Annotated in this window: 14 protein-coding genes and 2 pseudogenes; 9 read left to right on the forward strand and 7 right to left on the reverse strand. The window is 70.1% G+C overall.

Going from position 1 to position 20,694, the window contains the following annotated elements; translation table 11 throughout:
* Nucleotides 1-202: 202 nt before the first annotated feature.
* The 7 genes and pseudogenes from ACESMR_RS05825 (at nt 203) to ACESMR_RS05855 (ending at nt 9,244) form a co-directional block, all read left to right on the forward strand.
* The gene (locus ACESMR_RS05825; RefSeq protein ID WP_373045878.1) at nt 203-1,501 is read left to right on the forward strand and encodes a PPC domain-containing protein; all 1,299 of its coding nucleotides are present in this window, start codon (nt 203-205) and stop codon (nt 1,499-1,501) included.
* A gap of 272 nt (nt 1,502-1,773) precedes the next feature.
* A complete protein-coding gene (locus tag ACESMR_RS05830) occupies nt 1,774-3,897 on the forward strand; it encodes a DUF4215 domain-containing protein (RefSeq protein WP_373045879.1) in 2,124 nt (707 codons plus the stop codon).
* A 144-nt stretch (nt 3,898-4,041) separates the two neighbouring features.
* Nucleotides 4,042-4,545 (forward strand): DUF2267 domain-containing protein, encoded by a 504-nt coding sequence (locus ACESMR_RS05835; RefSeq protein WP_373045881.1) that lies wholly within the window; start codon nt 4,042-4,044, stop codon nt 4,543-4,545.
* A 67-nt stretch (nt 4,546-4,612) separates the two neighbouring features.
* Complete coding sequence (locus tag ACESMR_RS05840; RefSeq protein ID WP_373045883.1) at nt 4,613-5,401, forward strand: methyltransferase domain-containing protein; 789 nt, start codon at nt 4,613-4,615, stop codon at nt 5,399-5,401.
* Nucleotides 5,402-5,558: 157 nt separating this feature from the next.
* A pseudogene (locus ACESMR_RS05845) lies at nt 5,559-6,842 on the forward strand (malic enzyme-like NAD(P)-binding protein); the annotation flags it as partial.
* Between the two features lie 30 nt (nt 6,843-6,872).
* Nucleotides 6,873-7,844: pseudogene (locus tag ACESMR_RS05850) on the forward strand (phosphate acyltransferase); the annotation flags it as partial.
* Between the two features lie 131 nt (nt 7,845-7,975).
* The gene (locus ACESMR_RS05855; protein WP_373045886.1) at nt 7,976-9,244 is read left to right on the forward strand and encodes a hypothetical protein; all 1,269 of its coding nucleotides are present in this window, start codon (nt 7,976-7,978) and stop codon (nt 9,242-9,244) included.
* Here ACESMR_RS05855 and ACESMR_RS05860 read toward each other — a convergent pair whose 3' ends face one another.
* From ACESMR_RS05860 to ACESMR_RS05890, 7 genes are all read right to left on the reverse strand, one after another.
* Nucleotides 9,245-9,949 (reverse strand): hypothetical protein, encoded by a 705-nt coding sequence (locus tag ACESMR_RS05860; RefSeq protein ID WP_373045888.1) that lies wholly within the window; start codon nt 9,947-9,949, stop codon nt 9,245-9,247.
* Nucleotides 9,939-12,548, reverse strand: a complete 2,610-nt coding sequence (locus tag ACESMR_RS05865; protein ID WP_373045890.1) for a PAS domain S-box protein — start codon at nt 12,546-12,548, stop codon at nt 9,939-9,941. Before ACESMR_RS05865 ends, ACESMR_RS05860 begins: the two co-directional genes overlap by 11 nt.
* 136 nt (nt 12,549-12,684) lie before the next feature.
* Nucleotides 12,685-15,066 carry an ATP-binding protein gene (locus ACESMR_RS05870; RefSeq protein WP_373045892.1) on the reverse strand — a complete coding sequence of 794 codons (2,382 nt, stop codon included), beginning with the start codon at nt 15,064-15,066 and terminating at the stop codon, nt 12,685-12,687.
* A gap of 96 nt (nt 15,067-15,162) precedes the next feature.
* The gene (locus ACESMR_RS05875) at nt 15,163-16,023 is read right to left on the reverse strand and encodes a 3-hydroxyacyl-CoA dehydrogenase family protein (RefSeq protein WP_373045894.1); all 861 of its coding nucleotides are present in this window, start codon (nt 16,021-16,023) and stop codon (nt 15,163-15,165) included.
* Nucleotides 16,024-16,025: 2 nt separating this feature from the next.
* Nucleotides 16,026-16,793, reverse strand: a complete 768-nt coding sequence (locus ACESMR_RS05880) for an enoyl-CoA hydratase/isomerase family protein (RefSeq protein WP_373045896.1) — start codon at nt 16,791-16,793, stop codon at nt 16,026-16,028.
* An 85-nt stretch (nt 16,794-16,878) separates the two neighbouring features.
* On the reverse strand, nt 16,879-18,165 hold the full coding sequence (locus tag ACESMR_RS05885) for a metallopeptidase family protein (protein ID WP_373045898.1): 1,287 nt from the start codon (nt 18,163-18,165) through the stop codon (nt 16,879-16,881).
* A 13-nt stretch (nt 18,166-18,178) separates the two neighbouring features.
* Nucleotides 18,179-18,397 carry a hypothetical protein gene (locus ACESMR_RS05890; protein WP_373045900.1) on the reverse strand — a complete coding sequence of 73 codons (219 nt, stop codon included), beginning with the start codon at nt 18,395-18,397 and terminating at the stop codon, nt 18,179-18,181.
* Between the two features lie 99 nt (nt 18,398-18,496).
* Here ACESMR_RS05890 and ACESMR_RS05895 point away from each other — a divergent pair, with 99 nt between their 5' ends.
* Both ACESMR_RS05895 and ACESMR_RS05900 read left to right on the forward strand, forming a co-directional pair.
* A complete protein-coding gene (locus ACESMR_RS05895; RefSeq protein ID WP_373045902.1) occupies nt 18,497-19,528 on the forward strand; it encodes a zinc-binding dehydrogenase in 1,032 nt (343 codons plus the stop codon).
* 121 nt (nt 19,529-19,649) lie between these two features.
* Complete coding sequence (locus ACESMR_RS05900) at nt 19,650-20,684, forward strand: hypothetical protein (protein ID WP_373045904.1); 1,035 nt, start codon at nt 19,650-19,652, stop codon at nt 20,682-20,684.
* Nucleotides 20,685-20,694 lie beyond the last annotated feature (10 nt).

Here is a 20,694-nt window from a genome sequence, read left to right on the forward strand (position 1 = left end):
ATGGTTGCTTCACAAAGACTCAGAGGCCAACACAGCCTCGAAGTTCGTAGGGGATCCGTGCGCTCAAGCATCCATTTAGCTGCGGTCGTCGGTTGTTTGGTGGCTCCGGCAGTCGCACATTCAGTCGGTGGGGAGCGCTCGTCCGCTTCCGGTTAGCGACTCCGCGAACCTCGGACCGGCGACGAACCCGGCGCTTGGGATGATGGAAAACAAGCCAGGACTTGCGTTCGTCGACTCGGCAACAAACGAGAACCTGCTCTGGGACCCGGCGTCCGCGACCTTTCGGCCGTTCCCAATCACCCTCGATCGCGCGGCAGCACGTTGCGTCTGGGGCGGGCAAGTCCTGTTCTGCGAGGACGATAATGACTCCATTCCGGGTTACCCGCTCGACGGTGTGCAGGCGTACGACTTCTCTCAGGCTGTGACTCAGGCGACTTGGGCGCTACAAGGCAACGGAGCACCGCAGGGGCTGGTTGAGGCTTCTGGAGACGCAGCAGTGCTGGCGCCGCCTGGCACCGGTGAAATCCGCCACCTTTCGTTCGCGTCCTCGGGCACTGCACTGCAGAGCTCCGTGGTCGCCGGGAGCTCGCGCGATGCTCATCCTGTCGTTGGCGACAACTACGTCTTCTACCAGGAGAAGGACAGCACGAATGGCGTTTGGTATCTGAAGGCTTGGGAGGTCGCGACGGCAGCCACTACGTCGGCAACTCTGGCCGAGGCTGCAACTCCGACCGACGTCGTATATGACCTCGTCTTCACAGAGACAGCTGGCGAGCCGAGCTCTCGTGACGCCGGATTCCTCTGGAATCCGATCTCGCTGCCCTTCGACGCCCCTTCTCAGGGTTGCGCTGGCTACCATGACATGAAAGTGGGCCTCAGCAACGCCGGCCACACTGGGTTCCCTGCATCCGACTTCGTGGTGGTGCGGGCGTCTGGATGCGCTGGCGGCGACAAGCTCATCGCGTTCAACAGCCTCAGCTCGTACAACCGCGCGTTTGACGTTGGTACGATCTCCTCGACGAATCCGGAGTTTGCAGTCTACGAAGACCAGATCGCCTGGATCGATCCGCTCGGGGATCTGCGATGGGTTCGGGCCGACATGGGCCAGCTCGCGGTCCTGACGAACGAGTCGGAACCCAACGACACCATCCTCATTCCCAACGCTCTCATGCCGTCGTGGTTCGGGCAGGGAATTGCAGGCAATGCCGACGTCGACTACTGGAGCTTCGAGGGTGAGGCGGGTAAGCACTACGACGTGATGACGTCGACGCAATCGCCTCGAGAGTGGTGCCAGAGCTACCCCGCTGGTGATACCTACATCACGGTCTTCGATCCGCAAGGCTACGAGCTCTTTTCGGTCGATGACGGTAACGGCTACTGCGCTGCAGCTGATTTCATTGCTGCCTCGGATGGTACCTACTACGTCGCGGTCACTGCATCTCCCAACCATACGACGACCTACACTACGGGTACCTACTATCTCACGGTTGACGTGCTGTAGCGTCTGCCAGGCGTAGGCCCGGCTTGAGCTGGGTCTACGCCTGGCTCGTCATTCGCCGAAGGGAGCTGAAGATGCCTCGCCATCCCGGCCTTTTGATCGCCCTGGCAGTCGTCCTTGGTGTCGGCTGCAGCAGCCCGCGTGAGCCCATCGACGGCTTGGCGGGTTCCGGTGGGAGTGGTGGCACCGCCGGGCATCCTGCTGGTGGTTCGGGCGGAGGAGGGATGGGCGGTGGTGGCTCGGGCGGAGCAGGCGGTGCTGGTGGAGCCGGCGGGATGATCGAGCCCTGTGGCAATGGGCAACTCGATGCGGGGGAGGATTGCGACGGCGATGACTTCGCCGGCGTCACCTGCAGCTCGCTCGGCTTCGATGGCGGCGAGCTCGCCTGTGCAACCGACTGCTCGTTCTCGACTGCAGCGTGTACTCGCACCGAGCGGTGCGACTCCGGCGTGGACGAAGACGGCGACAGCCTCGTCGACTGCGAAGACGACGATTGCTTTAATGACGCAGCCTGCCCCCGCTGCGGCGACGGCAGAATCAACCAGGACAGCGAAGAATGCGACGGCACAAACGTGCCCGCCTACTGCGCGGACTTCGGACACACGCTCGGCCGCGTGACGTGCAACGACGATTGCACCCTCGATACCACCGGTTGCGGCGACCCGGAAAGTTGTGGTTCCGGTACGGACGAGGACCGGGACGGTCTCGTTGATTGCGAGGACTCGGATTGCTCGCACCGATACGAGTGCCCGGTATGCGGAAACGGTGTGGTACAGCAAGGTGAGGGATGCGATGGATCCTTTACCGCCAGCTGCACGGAATTCGGCTTCGACGGCGGGGCGCTCGTCTGCGGAAGCGACTGCGAGTTCGACACGAGCGCCTGCCGCGACGCCATCTGTGGCGACACGCTGATCGAAGGCGCGGAGCGGTGCGACGACGGCAACACGTTGGACGGCGACGGCTGCAGCAGCGTCTGTGCGATCGAGGGCGACGTTTGCGCCGAGGCGCTCGCGCTGGCCCCCGATGCCACCATCGGCGGCTGGTCCCTCGACGGGACGACAGCGGGGCGGTTTGCCGATTATCCGGCAACCTGCGCAGACACCACCGGCGTGCCGGATGCGGTCCTCTCCTTTACCGCCCCAACCGACGGCCGCTACTACGTTGCTGTCGAGGCGGCGTACGACATCGTGCTCCGTGGCTGGCAGGACGCCTGCGACGGCCAGGTGCCGCTGCGCTGCATGAACGAAGAGGGGCCAGGCGTTGCCGAGGGCATCGAGGTCGAGATCGCCGCGGGCGAGACGGTGTACTTCGTGGCGAGCGGTATAGCCGGGCTCCCTGAAGGCGTCGCGAATAGCGGACCGTTCCATGCCACGGCAGTGCAGGTCACCTGCAACGACGGCATCATCGAAGGCTGGGAGCAGTGCGAAGACGGAAACACGGTCGCCGGCGACGGATGCAGTCCGCTCTGCCGCTGGGAAGGCGACACCTGCGCAGACGCCGTCAATCTGAATGTCATCGGCGAGGAGGAGCCGGGCACGTGGTTCTGGCGATCGACGACCCAACGCTTCTGGCCCGACTACAGCGGCAGCTGCAATACAACCGCAGCGAGGGATGGAGTCGCGCGCTTCGAGGCGCCGGCTTCCGGCCTGTATCGCTTGATGCTTCTCCCCAGCTTCGACGCGTCGCTCTACCTCTGGGACGGCGCTTGCACCCAGGCAGCGTCTGAACTTGCATGCTCCAGCGTCTCTCCGGCGCCGCCGCCCACCGGGCAGTTTGGTCCAGTCATCTTCCTCGACGTCAACCTCGCGGCCGGCCAGATCATCTATCCTGTCGTAGACGGCAATTCGACCAGCGACGATGTGTGGGGCTGGTTCATGCTTGCGATCCAACCTGTTGCATGCGGCGACGGGGTAATCGCTTACCTCGAGTCATGCGACGATGGGAACAACGTAGATGGTGACGGCTGCTCTTCTAGTTGCAGCTTTGAAGGGCAGAGTGAGACCGAGCCGAACGATTCGCTTGCGACAGCCGACCTGCTGGCGGTGGGCGAACTCGGCATGGGGACACTCGAGCAGCCCCCCGCTGTCGACGCAGACTATTGGACCTTCAACGCAACCGCTGGGCAGACGTACGACATCTGGACACGAGACAGATTTACGGGCGCCTGCGCCGAGCCGGAGCGCAACGACACACATTTGCGCCTTTACGATTCCGCCGGCGCATTCGTCGCCGAAAACGATAACATCAGTGTTACCAATCGCTGCTCGCGTATCATCTGGACGCCCCTGATATCCGGCCAGTACTTCGTCGAAGTCACCACTGCCGGCACCCCGACCATGGTCGGCCCACTCGTTGCTACCACCAGGACGTTCTACGTCCTATCTATGGACGAGCAGTGAGGCGCTGCGCGGGCCTGCACGTCGCCGCAGCGGCGCCGGGCCCGCCGTCCACCGAGAGGCCGGGCCTTGGGCGCCCTGCAAGGTGCGGCTGCGTCGGAAGGTGCCCCCGTGGGCGACCGGGCGCGTGCTGCAAGGTGGCTGCAGGTGATCACCTTCGAGGAGGAGGTGATCACCATGGCCAACGAAAACCAGCAGCAGGGACGGCCCTCGCGGGCCACACCGGAGATCCGGCAGCAGCGCCACGAGTCGCGCGCCGGCTCGACCTACAAGGCCTTCATCAAGGAGCTCTGCGCCATCGGCAACCTCGACGAGGAGTTGGCGGAGTGCGCGGCGGTCTCCGTGCTCTGCGGACTCGAGCAGCGCGTGATGGGCGAGGAGGCGGCGGACCTCGAGGCGCAGCTCCCCTCGAAGCTGCGGGAGCTCGTCACCCGCTGCGCCTTCCACGAGGGCAAGCCGCGGACGAAATTCGGCAGGGACGACTTCTTCCAGATGGTCGCCGACGACCTGAAGAAGAATGTGGACGAGGTGGAGCCGATCGTCCGGGCGGTCCTCACCACGGTGCGCGCGCAGGTCTCCGAGGGCGAAGCCGAGGACTTCGGCAACATGCTCCCCCCCGATCTGCGCTCGCTCTGGGCGCGGCCGTCCTGACGTCCCTGCGGAGGCGCCAGGTACTTTCCCGACGGCAGGAGCGGCCGCTGCGGTAGATTCCTCCGCCGTGCGTCGCTCCTCCCTGCCCCTGCTCCGCTGTCCCCGCTGCCGCCGCGGCCCGCTCCTCGCCGAAAGCGACGGCGAGGCGATCCACTTCGGCCCGGCACGTTGCGCCAGCTGCGCTGCGGTCTACCCGATCGCCGAGGGGATCCTCGACCTCGCCGGGGGCGAGACCAGGCCGAGGCGCTCCCTCGCCCAATGGCTGATGGAGTCGACCGTCGTCGCCCGTGCCTACGAGCGCAGCGTTCGCCCCTTCTTCGCCGGGCTCGACGCCGAGAGCGAGCAGCTCCTGCTCCGCGCCCTGCTCGCCCCGCAGGCCGGCGAGGCGATCCTCGATCTCTCCTGCGGCTCCGGGATCCACGCCTGCCGGATGGCCCACGACACGGGCGAGCTCCGCGTCCTCGGCCTCGACCGCTCCGCGCCGATGCTCCACGAAGCGGCCCACCATCTCACCGAGGCGGGCACCACCGTCGATCTGATCCGCGGCGAGGCAGCGGACCTGCCCTTCGGCGATGCGAGCCTCGACGCCGTGCTCAACGTCGCCTCGCTCCACCTCTACCCCGATCCCGCCGCGGTGCTGCGGCAGGTCGCCAGGGTCCTCGTGCCCGGTGGCCGCCTGGTCTGCGCCACCCTCCTCCCGGAGCGGCTGCAGCCCCTCGACCGCCTCGAGGCCCGCGCCGGCGTCCACCGCTACGACGAGACGACGCTCCGCTCGCTCTGCGAGAGCGCCGGCCTGCAGCGCTTCGAGCGGATCCGCCTCGCCCCCTGGATCGTCTTCCGCGCCGAGCGCGCCTGATCCCACCCATTGCAGCAGCTCTGCTGATGCCGCGGTGCGGCAGCGCAATGCCCTGTACCTCGGGGAGGGAAGGTGTATTGTGCGCGACACTTAAGGGGTGCCTACACACGAAGTCGTCGGTACCCCAAGCGAACGCACATCCTGAGAGGCGAAGCAGATGGCCACGAATCTGGGAAGCGGCGGCAGGATCAAGCGGCAGGACGCGCTGGACTACCACTCCTCCGGAAGGCCCGGAAAGATCGAGGTGATCCCCACCAAGGCGGTGAGCAGCGCCCGCGATCTCTCCCTGGCCTACTCGCCCGGCGTCGCCGAGCCCTGCCTCGACATCGCGAAGGACGAGGACCTCTCCTACAAGTACACCGCCCGCGGCAACCTCGTGGCGGTGATCTCCAACGGCACCGCGGTCCTCGGCCTCGGCGACATCGGTCCCCACGCGGGCAAGCCGGTGATGGAGGGCAAGGGCGTCCTCTTCAAGAAGTTCGCCGACATCGACGTCTTCGATCTCGAGATCTCCTCGAAGTCGGTGGACGAGATGTTCCAGGTGATCAAGGCGCTCGAGCCCACCTTCGGCGGCATCAACCTCGAAGACATCAAGTCGCCTGAGTGCTTCGAGCTCGAGGAGCGCCTCAAGGCGGAGATGAACATCCCCGTCTTCCACGACGACCAGCACGGCACCGCGATCATCTCCGGCGCCGCCCTCCTCAACGCCCTCGAGCTCACCGGCCGGAAGATCGAGGACGTGCGCGTGGTGGTGAGCGGCGCCGGCGCCTCGGCGATCGCCTGCTCGAAGTTCTATTTCTCCCTCGGCGTGCGGCGCGAGAACCTCATGATGGTCGACACCAAGGGTGTGATCTTCGAGGGCCGCACCGAGGGCATGAACGAGTACAAGCGCCAGTTCGCGGTCCACACCGACTGCCGCACCCTCGCCGACGCGATGAAGGGCGCCGACGTCTTCCTCGGCCTCTCGGTGAAGGGCCTCGTCGACCAGGACATGATCCGCTCGATGGCGAAGAACCCGATCGTCTTCGCCCTCGCCAACCCCGATCCGGAGATCAGCTACCCGGAGGCGGTGGAGGCCCGCGACGACGTGATCATGGCCACCGGCCGCAGCGACTATCCCAACCAGGTGAACAACGTCCTCGGCTTCCCCTTCATCTTCCGCGGCGCCCTCGACGTGCGCGCGAAGGCGATCACCGAGGGGATGAAGATGGCCGCCGCCCGCGCCCTCGCCGAGCTGGCGCGGCAGGAGGTCCCCGAGACGGTGCTGCGCGCCTACGGCGGCGAGCCGATCTCCTTCGGCCCCCGCTACATCATCCCCACGCCCTTCGACGATCGCGTGCTCCTCTGGGTGGCGCCCGCCGTAGCCGAGGCAGCGATGAAGGACGGCGTCGCCCGCATCGAGCTCGACCTGGAGGAGTACACCGAGCGCCTCCGCCGGATGCAATCGCGCTCCTACGGCGTGATGCGCGCGGTGATCGAGAAGGCGAAGAAGCAGCCGGTGCGCCTCGTCTTCGCCGAGGGCAACACCACCAAGGTGCTGCAGGCCTGCTCGATCCTCGCCGAGGACGGGATCTGCGTGCCCGTCCTGCTCGGGCCCGAGGACGAGATCCGGCAGATGATCCGGGACCAGAAGCTCGAGGAGCTCGAAGGCGTCACCGTCGTCGATCCCGACCGCTCGCCCGACTTCGACCGCTACGTCGACACGTTCTGGAAGCTGCGCGAGCGCAAGGGGATCAGCCAGCGGGTGGCGAAGAAGCTGGTGCGCACCCGCTCCACCTTCGGCTCGATGATGCTCCTCGACGGCAAGGCCGACGGCATGGTCATCGGCCACACCATGGCCTACCCGGAAGCGATCCGCGCGCCGCTGCAGCTCATCCGCACCGCCGAGGAGCGCACCGCCGCCGGCGTCTACGTGGTGGTGACCAACACCGGTTTCAAATTCTTCGCCGACTGCACGGTGAACGCCGACCCCACCGCGGCGGAGCTCTCCGACATCGCCGAGCGGACCGCGGAGCTCGCCCGCTACTTCGACGTGGAGCCGCGGATCGCGATGCTCTCCTACGGCAACTTCGGCTCCTCGCCGAGCGAGAGCCCGCGGAAGATGGCGGAGGCCACCCGGCTGCTCAAGGAGAAGCGCCCCGACCTCATGGTCGACGGCGAGATGCAGGTGGACACCGCCCTCGTGCCCGAGCTGCGCGAGGAGCTCTTCCCCTTCTCCACCCTGGAGAGCGAGGCCAACGTCCTCGTCTTCCCCAACCTCGACGCCGCCAACATCGGCTACAAGCTCCTCGCCCGCATGGCCGGCGCGGAGCTGGTCGGCCCCATCCTCCTCGGGATGAACAAGGCGGTGAACGTGCTGCAGCTCGGCGCCAGCGTCAGCGACATCGTGAACCTGGCGGCGATCACCGCGCTCAAGGCGCAGGGGCAGGACTTCAAGTTCTGATCCCGACCGCCGGCCTTTCGGCGAGAGGACGCGCCCGCAGTCGAACGGCTGCGGGCGCGTCTCGTTTTTCTGCCCGGAAATCGCATGCTTTCTTGACCCGGCGGGATCCACCGCCTAGCGTCGTGGGATCGATGAGCAAGAAGGACGTAGACGCACGCAAGGCATTGGAGATCCTCCAGGACGCAGCCCTCGATCTGCGGGCGGTGGCGGAGCGTCTCTGCGTCTCGCCCGAGGCGGTGGACGAGGCCCGTTACCTCGCCGACGAGATGGAGCAGGCAGCGGTCGACGCGATCCTCGCCATGCCCCCGGTCCTCGGCCGCGCCCTGCTCTGGGCGTCGATTCCGCGCAGCAGGCAGGACGTGCTCGCAGCGGCGGTCGCCGAGGGCGAGAAGGAAGTGCAGCGCGAGGCCAAGCGCATCGCCCACAACCTCAAGCAGAAGGGCGTGGAGATCGCGCTGCCCACGAAGGCCGTGGAGCAGCCCCGCCCCGCGGCGGAGGCGCCCGTTGCGGAGCCGCCGGTCTTCCTCTCCAGCCTCGACGGCAACGGCGAGCGCGCGGTCTTCTGGACCCGCAACCTCCCTGGCCGCGGCATCGAGCTGGCCCAGCTGGTGATCTCCGACGAGCGGGGCATCGTCGACCTGCTCCTCGGCGAGCTCTCCCGCAAGCGCTTCCGCGAGCTGGTCGACGAGCTGCCCCGGCGCGGCGGCGTCACCATCCGCGAAGTCTCCCGCGGCGACGCGCGGCAGGTCCTCGACCGCGCCCGGGTCGCGGCCCGGGAGACCGGCAACGTCCCCGCCCACTATCCCGCCTGGGCAGCGCAGGTGCTGGGGCCGGCGCCCGCGTCGGCGCCGCCGCCGCTGGCGCCGAAGGGCGAGGGGCAGCCCCTGCCCGATCCCGCCGTGCTCGGCGAGCTGGTCACCGAGAGCCACGAGCTCTTCTCCGAACCCGAGCTCGCCCGCTGGTCGCCTGGCGATGAGGCCCTCCGCAGCTGCGCCGCTGCGGTGGAAGCCGCCTCCTCGTCCAACCTCTACCTGGACGACGTGCAGCGGCAGGAGGGCGTGCGCGCCGCGATCGAGCGCTGTGCCGAGGGCTTCTTCGACGGCCGCCGCCGCACCATCTGGGCGGCACGCCTGCTGGACACCGGCAGGCTCTTCGAGGAGACGGGGCGCAACCACGCGGCGAAGATCGCCTCGGCCACCGCCCGCATCCTCGTCTCCGGCGCACCGCTCGCCGGCATCCCCTTCGCCACCCAGCTCTTCGCGCGGCTCTTCCTGAGGCAGCGCCCCGCGCAGCAGCAGCAGAGCGCGAGCTCCGTCCTGCTGCCGGGCGAGGCAGGGGTCGGGGCACCGGAGCGCACCGGCGAGACGGAGACGCCCGCCGACATCGTCATCCCCGACTGATCAGCGGTACCAGGTTTCGCCCGGCGCCCAGGAGAGGAGCAGGTCCAGGTTGTCCCGCTCCCAGGCCCTCGCGCTCTCGTAATCCGGGTAGCCCTGCTCGTCCGCACAGAACTCCAGCGTGTGCACGCACCGCTTTCCGCCCCGGCGGCTCACGCCGTGGCGGTGGTGCAGCATTTCGTGGAAGACGATCCAGGCCACGAAGAAGCGCGGCACCGCCGCCTGGTCGAGGGCCGGGTGGATCCGGATCAGCCGTGCGTCGGCGGAGTACGATCCCAGCTTGATCGATTTGCGCGGCAGCGCCGCCCGGGGCGCCGGCCCCCAGGTGATCGCGCAATCGATCTTCCCCTCGAAATGGCGCTCGTTCAGCGCCGCGAGGATCTCGTGGAGATCATGGTGGCGCCCGCGCGGCCGGATCCGCACCCGCTGCCTGCGCACGTGGGCGGGCACCCGGCGGATGAGCCGGCGGTGCCGCTGGATGAAGCGATCGAGCGCAGAGGAGGCGTCCGGATCCGATCCACGGATGTAGCGGGCGAGCGCCTCCACCACCGGGTCCGGGGCGAGCAGGAACATGTGGTGCAATCGCACCTCCAGCACGCCGTCCTGCCGGGAGAAGGAGAGCATGGTGTGGACGTTGTCGGTCACCCGCACCCGCAGCGCCTGCGCCACCCTGCCCCGCAGGCGGCGCTGGAGCGCCTCACGCCACATCGCCTCCAGGGGCGCGCCGAGAATCGCCCGCGTGCTGGCGGTCGCGCGTGCGGTGCGGCCCGGGGCTGCCGGCGCCCGGCGCCTGCGCTGCCCCCGATCTGGACGACCCGACCGTGCCATCCCTCTCCTCCATCCCCTGGAAGAAAGGGTAGGGATCGTGTCGTTCGTGCACAGCCACCTGCGCGACGTCCTCCCGCTCGGTGCCCTGTCTCCCCACCGGCCTGGCGAATGACGCCCCCTTGGGGGAGAGGGGTAGGACGACGTGGAAGGTGGAGCCCCTTCCCTCGACGCTCTCCGCCCAGATGCGGCCCCCGTGCCGGTCGACGATCTCCTTGCTGATGTAGAGGCCGAGCCCGAGGCCCCCGTAGGAGCGCGGCGTCACGTTGCTCGCGTGGAAGAAGCGATCGAAGAGGCGCGGCAGGTCGGCAGCCGGGATGCCGATCCCGTGATCCGCCACCGAGAGGTGGGCCTCCTCCCCCTTCCGCTCCAGCGCGACGGTGATCGCCCCACCTGCCGGGCTGAAGGTGAACGCGTTGTCGATCAGGATGTCGACGACCTGTGCCAGCCGGTTGCGCTCGCCTGCGACGACGAAGGCCGACGGCTCGAGGTCGAGCGTGAGGTGGTGGAGCGTCGAGCGGTCCCGGTACCCGCCGGCGGCATCCTCCACCAGCGCCCGTAGATCGACGAGCTCGCGCCGGGTGGCGAGGCGCGCCTCGCGGATCCGGGAGACGTCGAGGAGATCGTGGATGAGGCCGGTGAGCTTCTCCAGCGAGCGCCTCGCCCTGGCGAGGGCTTCGGGATCGATGCGCTGGCCTGCAGCAGCCCGCCGCTGCAGCGCCTGCAGGCGCATCGCCAGCGGCGTGAGCGGCGTCTTCAGCTCGTGGGAGGCGATGGTGAGGAAGTCGTCTCGGATGCGGATCGCCTCCTGCGCTTCGTGCAGCGCCCGTTCGCGCTCCTCCTCCGCCTCGATCCGCTCGGTCTCGTCCACGATCTGGCCGACCCACTCGCGCACGGTTCCGTCTGCCGCGCGGATCGGCACGCCGATCGCGACCATCTGCCGCCAGGCCCCATCGTGCCGGCGCAGCCGGTACCGCGCACGCGCCGGTGTCCCGTCGTGGAGCGCGCGGCTCCATACCTGCGCCAACGGCCCCACGTCCTCGGGATGCACCGCCTCCATCCAGCGGAGGCTGTGGAACGTCTCGGCGCTCTGCCCGGTGAACCGGCACCACGCCGCTTCTCCGAGCACCGGGATCCCTTCCGCATTGGTGGTGTAGATGATGTCGGCGGTCGATTCGGCCAGCACCCGCAGACGCTCCTCGCTCTGCCGCAGCGCCGCCTCCTGGCGCCGGCGCTCGGTGATGTCGGCGACGATGGCCGAGACGCCGAGTGGCGGCCTGCCTTCCGCTGCGATGGGGAAGTAGGTGACCAGCCAGACGCGGTGCTCGCCGGAGCCCGGGGTCTTCCCTTCGACTTCGACGTTGATTTCAGGCTGGCCGGTGAGGAGGGCCTGCTCGAGGTGCCGTTCGATCTCCGCGCCCAGGGTGGATAGCAGCTCCCCGGGCCTGCGGCCGATCATCTCCGCGCTGGGCATTCCGTTGATCGCGGCGAGGGCGTCGTTGGCCTCGAGGAAGCGCAGCTCCCGATCGTGCAGCGCGATCCCGACGGGCGCGTTCTGCAGCAGCGTGTGCAATTGGGCGAGGGCCTCCTCCTTGCGCGCGAAGGCGAGTCGCCGCCCCGCCTCGACCGCAGCCAGGATGAATCCGGAGATCTGGGCGAGGGAGAGGTAGGCCGCCTGGTACGTGATCCGGATCCACGGGGGGCTCTGCAGCACGATCGATTCACCCTCGAAGGTGCGCCACACGATGGCCGCGGAGAGGACGACGATCGTCCAGGCGACGCCCCGCGCGCCGAAGCGGAGGGCCGCCCAACCGATCAGCGGAAAGATGATGCTGCCCAGCAGCACGAGCTGCACGGGCGGCGCCGGGACCATGAACGAGGCGAGGGTGAGGCAGACCGCGACGACCAGCAGGGCGAGCGCCTCCGTCCTCCGCCTCGCCGGAACCCAGCGCTCCCCGGGCAGCGGTGCGGTGAGCAGCAGCGGCGCCATGGAGAGCTGCCCGAGGGCGTACGCCCCGAGCCACCCGGCGGGCCGGAAGATGGGCACCTCCCCTGGCCACAGCGCCCAGGCGACGAGGCAGAGCCCCCCGCCGACGAGCCCGGGGACGAGGACGCCGAGGAGCACCCAGGAGGCGATGTCGCGGAGGCTCTCGAGGTTCGGACGCCCGGTGTGGCGGACGAGGAGCGCGGCGCCCACGAGCGGCGGAAGGATCGAGGAGATCCCCCACAGCGTCGGCGCCAGCGGCACCGGGCCCATCTGCAGGCCGAGCAGGCCGGCGAGGAGTAGGCCGACCAGGAGCGCGCCGAGCTGCGTGCCGAGCAACGCAGGCCAGACCCGCCGGGGAGCCCGGACCAGTATGCCGAGCACGAGGCCACCTGCAGGGGCCCAGAGTGGCACGATCTCGCCCGGACGATAGGGGCCGGCGAAGGCGAAGAGGGTCAGGAGGACGTACGCCAGCGCGAAGGCGCTCGCCCTGGCCACCAGGCCCCCTCCTTCCCAGCCTCGTCTCTCCATCACCCCCCACCTGCCCGCCAACGCTATGCACGGGAGACGGCACGCGTTTCCTGCCGGAGCTCCCCGACCAGGACCGGCACGGCGGCGGAATGGACCTCCATGCTCAGCTCGTGGCGAGACTCGTCGGTGGCGCCTGCAGTTCCTCGAGCAAGGGAAGCGCCACGAAGAACGTCGAGCCCCTGCCCGGCTCGCTCCGGAGCCAGATCCGCCCGCCGTGGTTTTCCACCACGTCGCGGGTGATGTAGAGCCCGAGCCCCAACCCCCCGTACGACGAGGCGCTCACGTTCTCCGCCCGGAAGAAGCGCTCGAAGATGCGACCCTGGTCCGCAGGCGGAATGCCGATTCCCTCGTCGGATACGGCGAGGATCGCCTCACGTCCCTCCCGAGCGAGCGTGATCCCGACGCGCCCGCCGCCGGGGCTGAACTTGAAGGCGTTGTCGACGAGGATGTCGAGGACCTGGACGATCCGCTGGCGATCCCCCGCGACCAGCAGCGCCTCCTCCGGCACCTCCACCTCGAGCCGGTGCGCTTCGTCGTGTTCCCGGTAGGCGTCGGCCACCTCGCGAACCGCTTCGGCGAGCGCGAAGGGTTCCCGGCGGACGGCGAGCCGGGCGGCAGCGCGGATCCTCGAGACGTCGAGCAGATCGTCGATCAGATCCTTCAGGCGCTCCAGCCCCGCACGCGCCTTGGCGATGGCGGCGAGATCGATCGGCTCGCCGGCGACCGCGCGGCGTTCCATCGTCTGCAGCCGTGCAGCCAGGGGCGTGAGCGGCGTCTTGAGCTCGTGGGAGGCGACGCTGAGGAAGTCGTCGCGGATGCGGACCGCCTCCTGCGCTTCGGCGAGGGCCTGCTCGCGCGCCTCCTCCGCAGCGACCCGATCGGTCACGTCGACGGTCATCCCGACCCACTCCCGGATGCTGCCGTCTTCGTTGCGTACGGGCACACCGCTCGACTCGTGGGTGTGCCACCTGCCGTCTACCAGGATCCGGTAGCGGTAATTCCGGTAGGGCTTTCCCTCTCGGAGCATGATCCGCTGCTGTTCCACGGCGCGGGCCAGGTCCTCCGGCGGCATGTAGCGGACCCACCTTCCCGTCTGGAAGTCGTCGAGGGTGTGACCGGTGAGGGCCGTCCAGGCCTCCCCTCCCGACAGGGGCGCGAGGTGGGGATCGGTCACCCAGACCACGTCGGAGGTCGCCTGCGCGAGGCGGCGGAAGCGCTCCTCGCTGTGCCGCAGCTCCCGCTCCTGCCGCCGGCTCTCGCTGGCGAGGCGATCCTGCTCCGCCGCTTCTGCGATGCGAGCGGCGAGATGGGCGACGGTGGTGCGGGCCTCCGGATCGAAGGTGCCCAGCTCTGCCGGCGCCTCCACCTCGATCCCGCCCTCCTCCACCGCCCCGTGGAAGCGTTCGACGAGAACCTCCGTCGCATGCGAGGCGCTGCTCTCGTGCGGGGCGACGAATTCGCTGCCATCCAGCCGGATGACGCAGCGACGCGCAAGCAGGCGGACGATGCACGCCGCGGCCTGCTCCAACCGTTCGGGCAGGGCCGTGCGCGCGGAGAGCGCGAGCCCCACCTCGAGCACCAGGCGCTGGCGATCGGCGGCGCGCCGCCGCTCGGCGGCAAGGGCGGCGAGCAGCAGCGCGCCGATGGTGACGAGGGAGAAGTAGGCCTGGGTGTAGAAGGCGCGCATCGCGGGGAGTTCGGCGCCCGGCTCGGCGAAGGGACCACCGCCTTCCAACGCTTGCCAGCCTGCGAGAGCGCCCAGGCAGGCCATCGCCCAGGCTGCGCCGCGGGGGCCGAATCGGAAGGCAGCCCAGGCGAGGACGACCGTGCTCGAGCCGCCGAGGGCGAGCAGCTGCAAGCCGCGGGTGGGGAGGGCAAAGGTCCCCCAGGTCGCGACGAGCAACGCCACCAGCAGCAAGAAAACCTCGGGGACTCGATGGACGAAGGGGCGAGGCCACTCGCCCCGGACCGGCGCGGTGAGCACCAGCGGCGAGATGGCGAGGAGGCCGAAGGACTGCGCCGCCCACCGCTGCAGGGGCGCGAGCGGCGGCGCGTCCGCGGGCCAGATCGGCCAGACGAGCAGCAGCAGCAGCGTCGCCAGCAGCGAGGTCAGCAGCACGCCACCCGCGAGCCAGAGCAGGACCTCGCTCACCCGGCGCAGCGAGAAGGGCCGCCCACCTGCGGTGCGCATCACCCACGCACCGACCGCAGCCGGCAGGGTGTTGGCGAGCGCCCACACTGCCGCCACCGGCGCAGGCAGCGCCGGGCCCGCCAGGTGGGGCAGGCGTGCGAGGCCGAAGACGACGGCGGCCAGAGGGAGGAGCAGCACCGGCCAGGCGCGCCGTGGCGCGCGGACCAGCGTGCCCAGCGCGAGGCCAGCGGGAGGCCACCAGAACGGCGAGATCTCCCCGGCGGCGTAGGCGGTTTCGTAGGCCAGCAGCTCGAGCAGGACGTAGCCCACGACGAAGGCGCAAACCTTCGCCACCAGGCGCCATCCTGCCCAGCCTGCTTCCCGCATCGATCCCCCACCGGCCCATCGGCCGGATTGGGGCAAGCCTAAGCACGGCGCTCGGAACGGGAATCAGTACGTGTAGAAGCCCTCGCCGCTCTTCCTGCCGAGCTTGCCGGCGCGGACCATCTGCTTGAGCAGCTGCGGCGGGCGGAACTGGCTGCCGCCGAGCTCTGCGTAGAGGTACTCGCCGATGGCCATGCGCACGTCGAGGCCCACGAGATCGGTGAGCTTGAGCGGGCCCATCGGGTGGCCGTAGCCGAGCTCCATCGCCTTGTCGATCTCGGCGGCGGAGGCGACGCCCTCCTCGAGCATGCGGATCGCTTCCATGCCGAGGGCGATGCCGAGGCGCGAGGAGGCGAAGCCCGGGGCGTCCCGCACCACGATCACCTCCTTGCCCAGCTTCTCGCCCACCGCGCGAACGGCGGCCAGCGTCTCCTCGCTGGTCTGGTAGGCCTTCACCACCTCGAGCAGCTTCATCAGGTGCACGGGGTTGAAGAAGTGCATGCCGATCACGCGCGCGGGCCGCGGCAGCGCCGCGGCGATCTCGGTGAGGGCGAGGCTCGAGGTGTTGGAGGCGAGGATGGCGTGCTCGCCTGCGTGCCTGGCGCTCTCGCCGAGGACCTGCACCTTGAGCGCGAGCTTCTCGGGCACCGCCTCGATCACGAGGTCGGCGCCGCTCGTCGCCGCGGCGAGATCCATGCTGCCGGTGAGGCGCGAGAGCGCCGCGTCGCGGGCCTCGGCGCTGACCTTGCCCTTCTCCACGCCCTTGGCGAAGTTGGCCTTGATCTTCTGCAGGCCGTTCTCGACGCCTGCGGCAGCCACGTCGAAGAGCCGGGTCTCGTAGCCCGCCGCCGCTGCAACGTGGGCGATGCCGTGACCCATGGTCCCCGCGCCGAGGACGGCGATGGTGCGGATCTCGAAGGTGCTCATCCTCAGCTCTCCTTCCGCTTCTTCCGCTCGAGGAAGGCGGTCATCCGTTCGAATTTTTCGGCGCTCTCGAAGAGGATCGCCTGGCCCAGCTTCTCGATCGGCTCGGGATCGTTGCCCCGGGCGATGGCGTTGAGCGCCGCCTTGGCGACGCGCACGGCCAGCGTGCCGTTGGCGGCGATCTGCCTGGCGAGGATCCCGGCGTGGCTCTCGGCGTCACCCTCCGGCACCACGTGCTCGACGAGGCCTACCTGCATCGCCTCGTCGGCGGTGAGGACCCTGCCGGTGAAGACGAGCTCCTTCGCCTTGCCCAGCCCCACCAGCCGCGGCAGCCGCCAGGTCCCGCCTGCGGCGGGGAAGATGCCGAGGCCCACCTCGGGGAAGCCGAGCTTCGCGGTGACGCCGGCGATGCGGATGTCGCAGGCCATGGCGAGCTCGCAGCCGCCGCCCAGGGCGTAGCCCTCGATCGCCGCGATCACCGGGTGCGGGAAGTCCTCCACCCGCTGGAACATGCCCGCGTTGATCGCCCGCATCGCGTCGAGGCTGCGCCGCTCCCGGAGCTGGCCGATGTCGGCGCCGCCGGCGAAGGACTTCCCCTCGCCGCGGAGCACGAGCACGCGCACGGCGGGATCGGTGCCGAGCTGGTCGAGCGCTGCAGCGACCTCCTCGACCATGTCGAGGTTGATCGCGTTGCGGAGCTCCGGGCGCGACAGGGTGAGCGTGGCGACGCCGTCGTCGGCGACGGCGACACGGATGGTGCGGAAGTCGGTCACGATGCCCTCCCCGATCTCGGAAGGCTTCGTTTCTCGCACAGGGCAGGCGATCGATCCAGCGAGGATCGGGCGCCGGGAGCGCCGGTTATTCGAGCCCCCGCGCCCGCAGATCGGCCTCGTCCTCGCCGGCGAGATGGCCGACCTCGTGGAGCAGGGTGATCCGCACCTGCTCGCGGAGCTCGTGGAGATTGCGCGCAGCCCGGCGGAGGTTCCGGTCGAAGAGGAGGATCTCCCGGGGCTCCTCCGCCGCGATCCCGAGGGGCGGCCCGCGGAACATGCCCACCGCCGTGGGCGAGAGGGGCGGGTCCTCCGCCCGGAGATCGGCGATGTCCGGAAGCGGCGCCACCCGCACCGGCACCCTTCCCTTGCCGAGGAGGCCGCGCTCGCGCTCGGGCAGGGCCGCCACCTCCGCGTGGACGAGGGCGGCGAGCCCCTCCCCGTCGACGGCGACCGGCGGGGGAAAGCCCGCGGGATCGAGGGCGGTCGCCCTGGCGAGATGCTCTTCGGCCTCGGCCAGGCGGCCCTCGATCCGCTCGAGGGAGAGGCCGAGCAGGTGGTGCGCCTCCGCATCCTCCGGGTTCGAGGCGAGGGTCTTCTCCAGCACCTGCGCCGCCTCTTCGAAGCGGGTGAGCTCGTAGAGCGCCCTGCCGCGGATCACCTGCGCGTCCCGATCGCCTGCACGGAGGTGGAGCGCCACACCGGCGTGGACCAGCGCCGCCCGGTGGTTGCCCAGATCGGCCTGCGCCCACGCAGCGAGCCGGTGGAGCTGCACCTGCAGATCCGTCTCGGCGGGTGGGAGGTGGACGAGGCCGCGCTCGGCCCAGGCGAGGGCGGCGAGGGTGCGATCCCGGCGGAGGGGCAGGTGGTTGGCGTAGAGCTCCGCGGCGCCGGCGAGCACCCAGGGATCGTTCGGCGCCAGGGCGAGCGCGAGGGTGAAGGCGTCGGCGGCGTCGTCGAGGCGGTGGAGGTGGAGGAGCGCCTCGGCACGGAGGTGGGCGGCGACGGCGTCGTCCTCGACGATGCGCAGCGCCTCGTCGGCGCAGGCGAGCATCCGGGCGGCATCACCCTTCGCCTCCGCCTCCAGCGCGCGGTTCTCGAGCTCCTCGAGGTCGCGCTGCACCAGCGGTCCGTCGTCCTCGACGCAGCGGACGAGGAGCGGGGGCTCCTCCTGCGTGGCCTCTTCGACCGGCGCCGTGGACGGCGCTGCCGGCGCGGCCACCTGCGCCTGCTGGGGTGGACAGGCCTGCGGCGCCTCGAGCTGCGGTGGCGGCGCCTCGGTGCAGGCGGCGGCGCAGAGGAGCGCTGCGAGAAGAGAGCGATGCGGCAGGTGCGGCACGCCGCGAGTGTAGCGGCAGCGACGGTGCGATTCCACGACGACGCAGCGTTTAACGCTCGTCGTCGAGAGGCTCCTTCGCCAGCAACTCGGTGAAGGCGGTCTCGCCGGTGCGCAGGGCCCGGCGCAGGTAGGCGACGCACCAGCCGCAGTGGGTGCCGCAGCCCTCGCGGCGGGCGAGCCCCACGAGGTCCAGCCCCTCCCGCGACGCGGTGGCGATCAGCTCGGCGAAGGGCTTCTTCTCGCAATAACAACGGTCGACGTACGCCACCCCTCACCTCCTGCCAGATCGCTTGCCCGATGGACAGGGGCATGCTTGGTTGCCCCCGGTTCCCGGGAGCCGGGGCATCCGAGCGAAGGAGCAACGAGCATGCGCGCAATCGTCTTCCGCCGGCACGGCGGGCCCGAGGTCCTCGAGGAGGCGGAGGTCGCCACGCCGCACGTGGGCGCGAAGGACGTGCTGGTCCGGGTGAAGGCCACCGCCCTGAACCACCTCGACATCTGGGTCCGCAACGGGATCCCGACCATCCCGGTGGAGTTCCCGCACATCCTCGGCTCGGACGTCGCCGGCGTGGTGGAGCAGGTCGGGCCCGAGGTCCCCGCGGGGATCGCCGCGGGCATGGAGGTGATCGTCCAGCCCGGCGTCTCGTGCATGCGCTGCGCCGCCTGCCTCTCGGGCCAGGATCACGCCTGCAGGCAGTACCAGATCCTCGGCGAGCACCGGAACGGCGGCTATGCCGAGTTCGTCTCCGTGCCCCACCACAACATCGTCGCCAAGCCGAAGAACCTCTCCTGGGAGGAGGCGGCCTCGGCGCCGCTCGTCCTCCTCACCGCGTGGGAGATGCTGGTCCGACGGGCGCAGCTCCTCGCCGGCGAGACGGTCCTGATCCAGGCGGCGGGCTCCGGCGTGGGCTCCGCCGGCGTGCAGATCGCCAGGCTCCTCGGCGCGCAGGTGATCGCCACCGCGGGATCGGACGAGAAGCTCGAGCGGGCGAAGGAGCTCGGCGCCGATCACGTGATCAACTACGAGACCGCCGACTGGGTCGCCGAGGTGAAGCGCCTCACCGGCAAGGCCGGGGTCGAGGTGGTCTTCGACCACGTGGGCGACAAGACCTGGGACGGCTCGCTCCGCTGCCTGCGCAGCGGCGGCCGCCTGGTCACCTGCGGCGCCACCACCGGCTTCCAGGTGGGGATCGATCTGCGCCACCTCTTCTACCGGCGGCTCTCGCTCCTCGGCTCGACGATGGGGAGCAAAGGCGACCTGATCCGCATCGTGCAGCTCCTCGAGCAGGGGAAGCTGCGGGCGGTGATCGATCGGGTGCTCCCCCTCTCGCAGGCGCGGCAGGCCCACGAGCTCCTCTCGAACCGGGCGCAATTCGGCAAGGTGGTGCTCGTGCCGTAGGCCCTCGCCTTTCGGGCGAGCGGCGGGATGAGGATCGAGCCCCCGGGCGTTGGCGGAGCCGATGGACACGGAACGAGCGGCAAGCGAGCGGTTGCGTCTCCGCCTGGCACGAGCCGGGGCGGTGGCTTCGCTCGCCGCGGGCACGCTCGGCCTCGGCTTCTGGCTCGGCGGCAGGGACGAGCCACCCCCGGTGGTCGTCGAGATCCCTGCGCCCGCGCCGGAGCCCGAGGTGCCCCGCGGCCCCAGGGCGGTGGCGCTCCCTCTCGATCAGGTGGGCCGGCTCGTGCCCATCGGCGGCGCGGAGGCGTGCGCCCTGGGCGGCAGGCGGCTGAGCTGCACCACCGACGGCGGCAGCAGCTGGGGCGAGCCGGTGGAGCTGCCCGATCCACCCCTCGCCGTGGTCCGCTTCGCGGAGAGCCTGCTCGTCGCTGCGGTGGACGGGATGGTCTACCAGCTGCGCGCAGGGGCGGAGGCCGAGATCTGGGCGGCGCCGCCAGGCGACGTGGCGGTGGTCGACGCGACGGCACGGGACGGCACCCTCTGGCTCCTGGCCCACCGCTACGATCCGCCTGCCGACGAGCTCCATCTGCCCACCGTCGCGGAGACGGTCGTCTACACCGTGGGCGGGAGCGGCTCCCTCGAGCGCCGCGGGTCCCTCGCCGGCTACGGTGGCGAGCGCATCCTCGTCGAGCCGGACGGCGCCGTCGTCACCTGGGCGCCCTTCGATCTCCGGGCGTGGCGCTCGAAGGACAGCGGCAGGAGCTTCCGCCGCCTCTCCGCCGCGCAGCGCTTCGGCGCCGACTTCGGCGGGCTCCAGGTGGCGGTCGAGCGCAGGGCCGACAGGCTGCCGGGGCCCGGGCGCAAGGCGCGCCCCGCCTCGGCCCTCCTCGTCTCGCGGGACGGGGGCAGCTGGGAGACGGTGCTCGAGACGCCCGGCGAAATCCTCGTCGACTTCGCCGACGCCGCCACCGGCGCGGTGATCGCCAGGGGCGAGGGGCTCGCGCAGATCACCCGGGACGGCGGGCTCAGCTTCGAGGAGCTCTGGCGCGACGACCGCCTCGACGAGGCGACGGCGCTGGCCCACGTGGACGGCAGCTTCCTCGCCGCCACCGGAAGCGGCGTGGTGCTGCTGCTGCCGATCGACGAGACGAAGTAGCGCAGGGCCC

This window comes from Vulgatibacter sp., from assembly GCF_041687135.1.
Classification (GTDB): domain Bacteria; phylum Myxococcota; class Myxococcia; order Myxococcales; family Vulgatibacteraceae; genus JAWLCN01.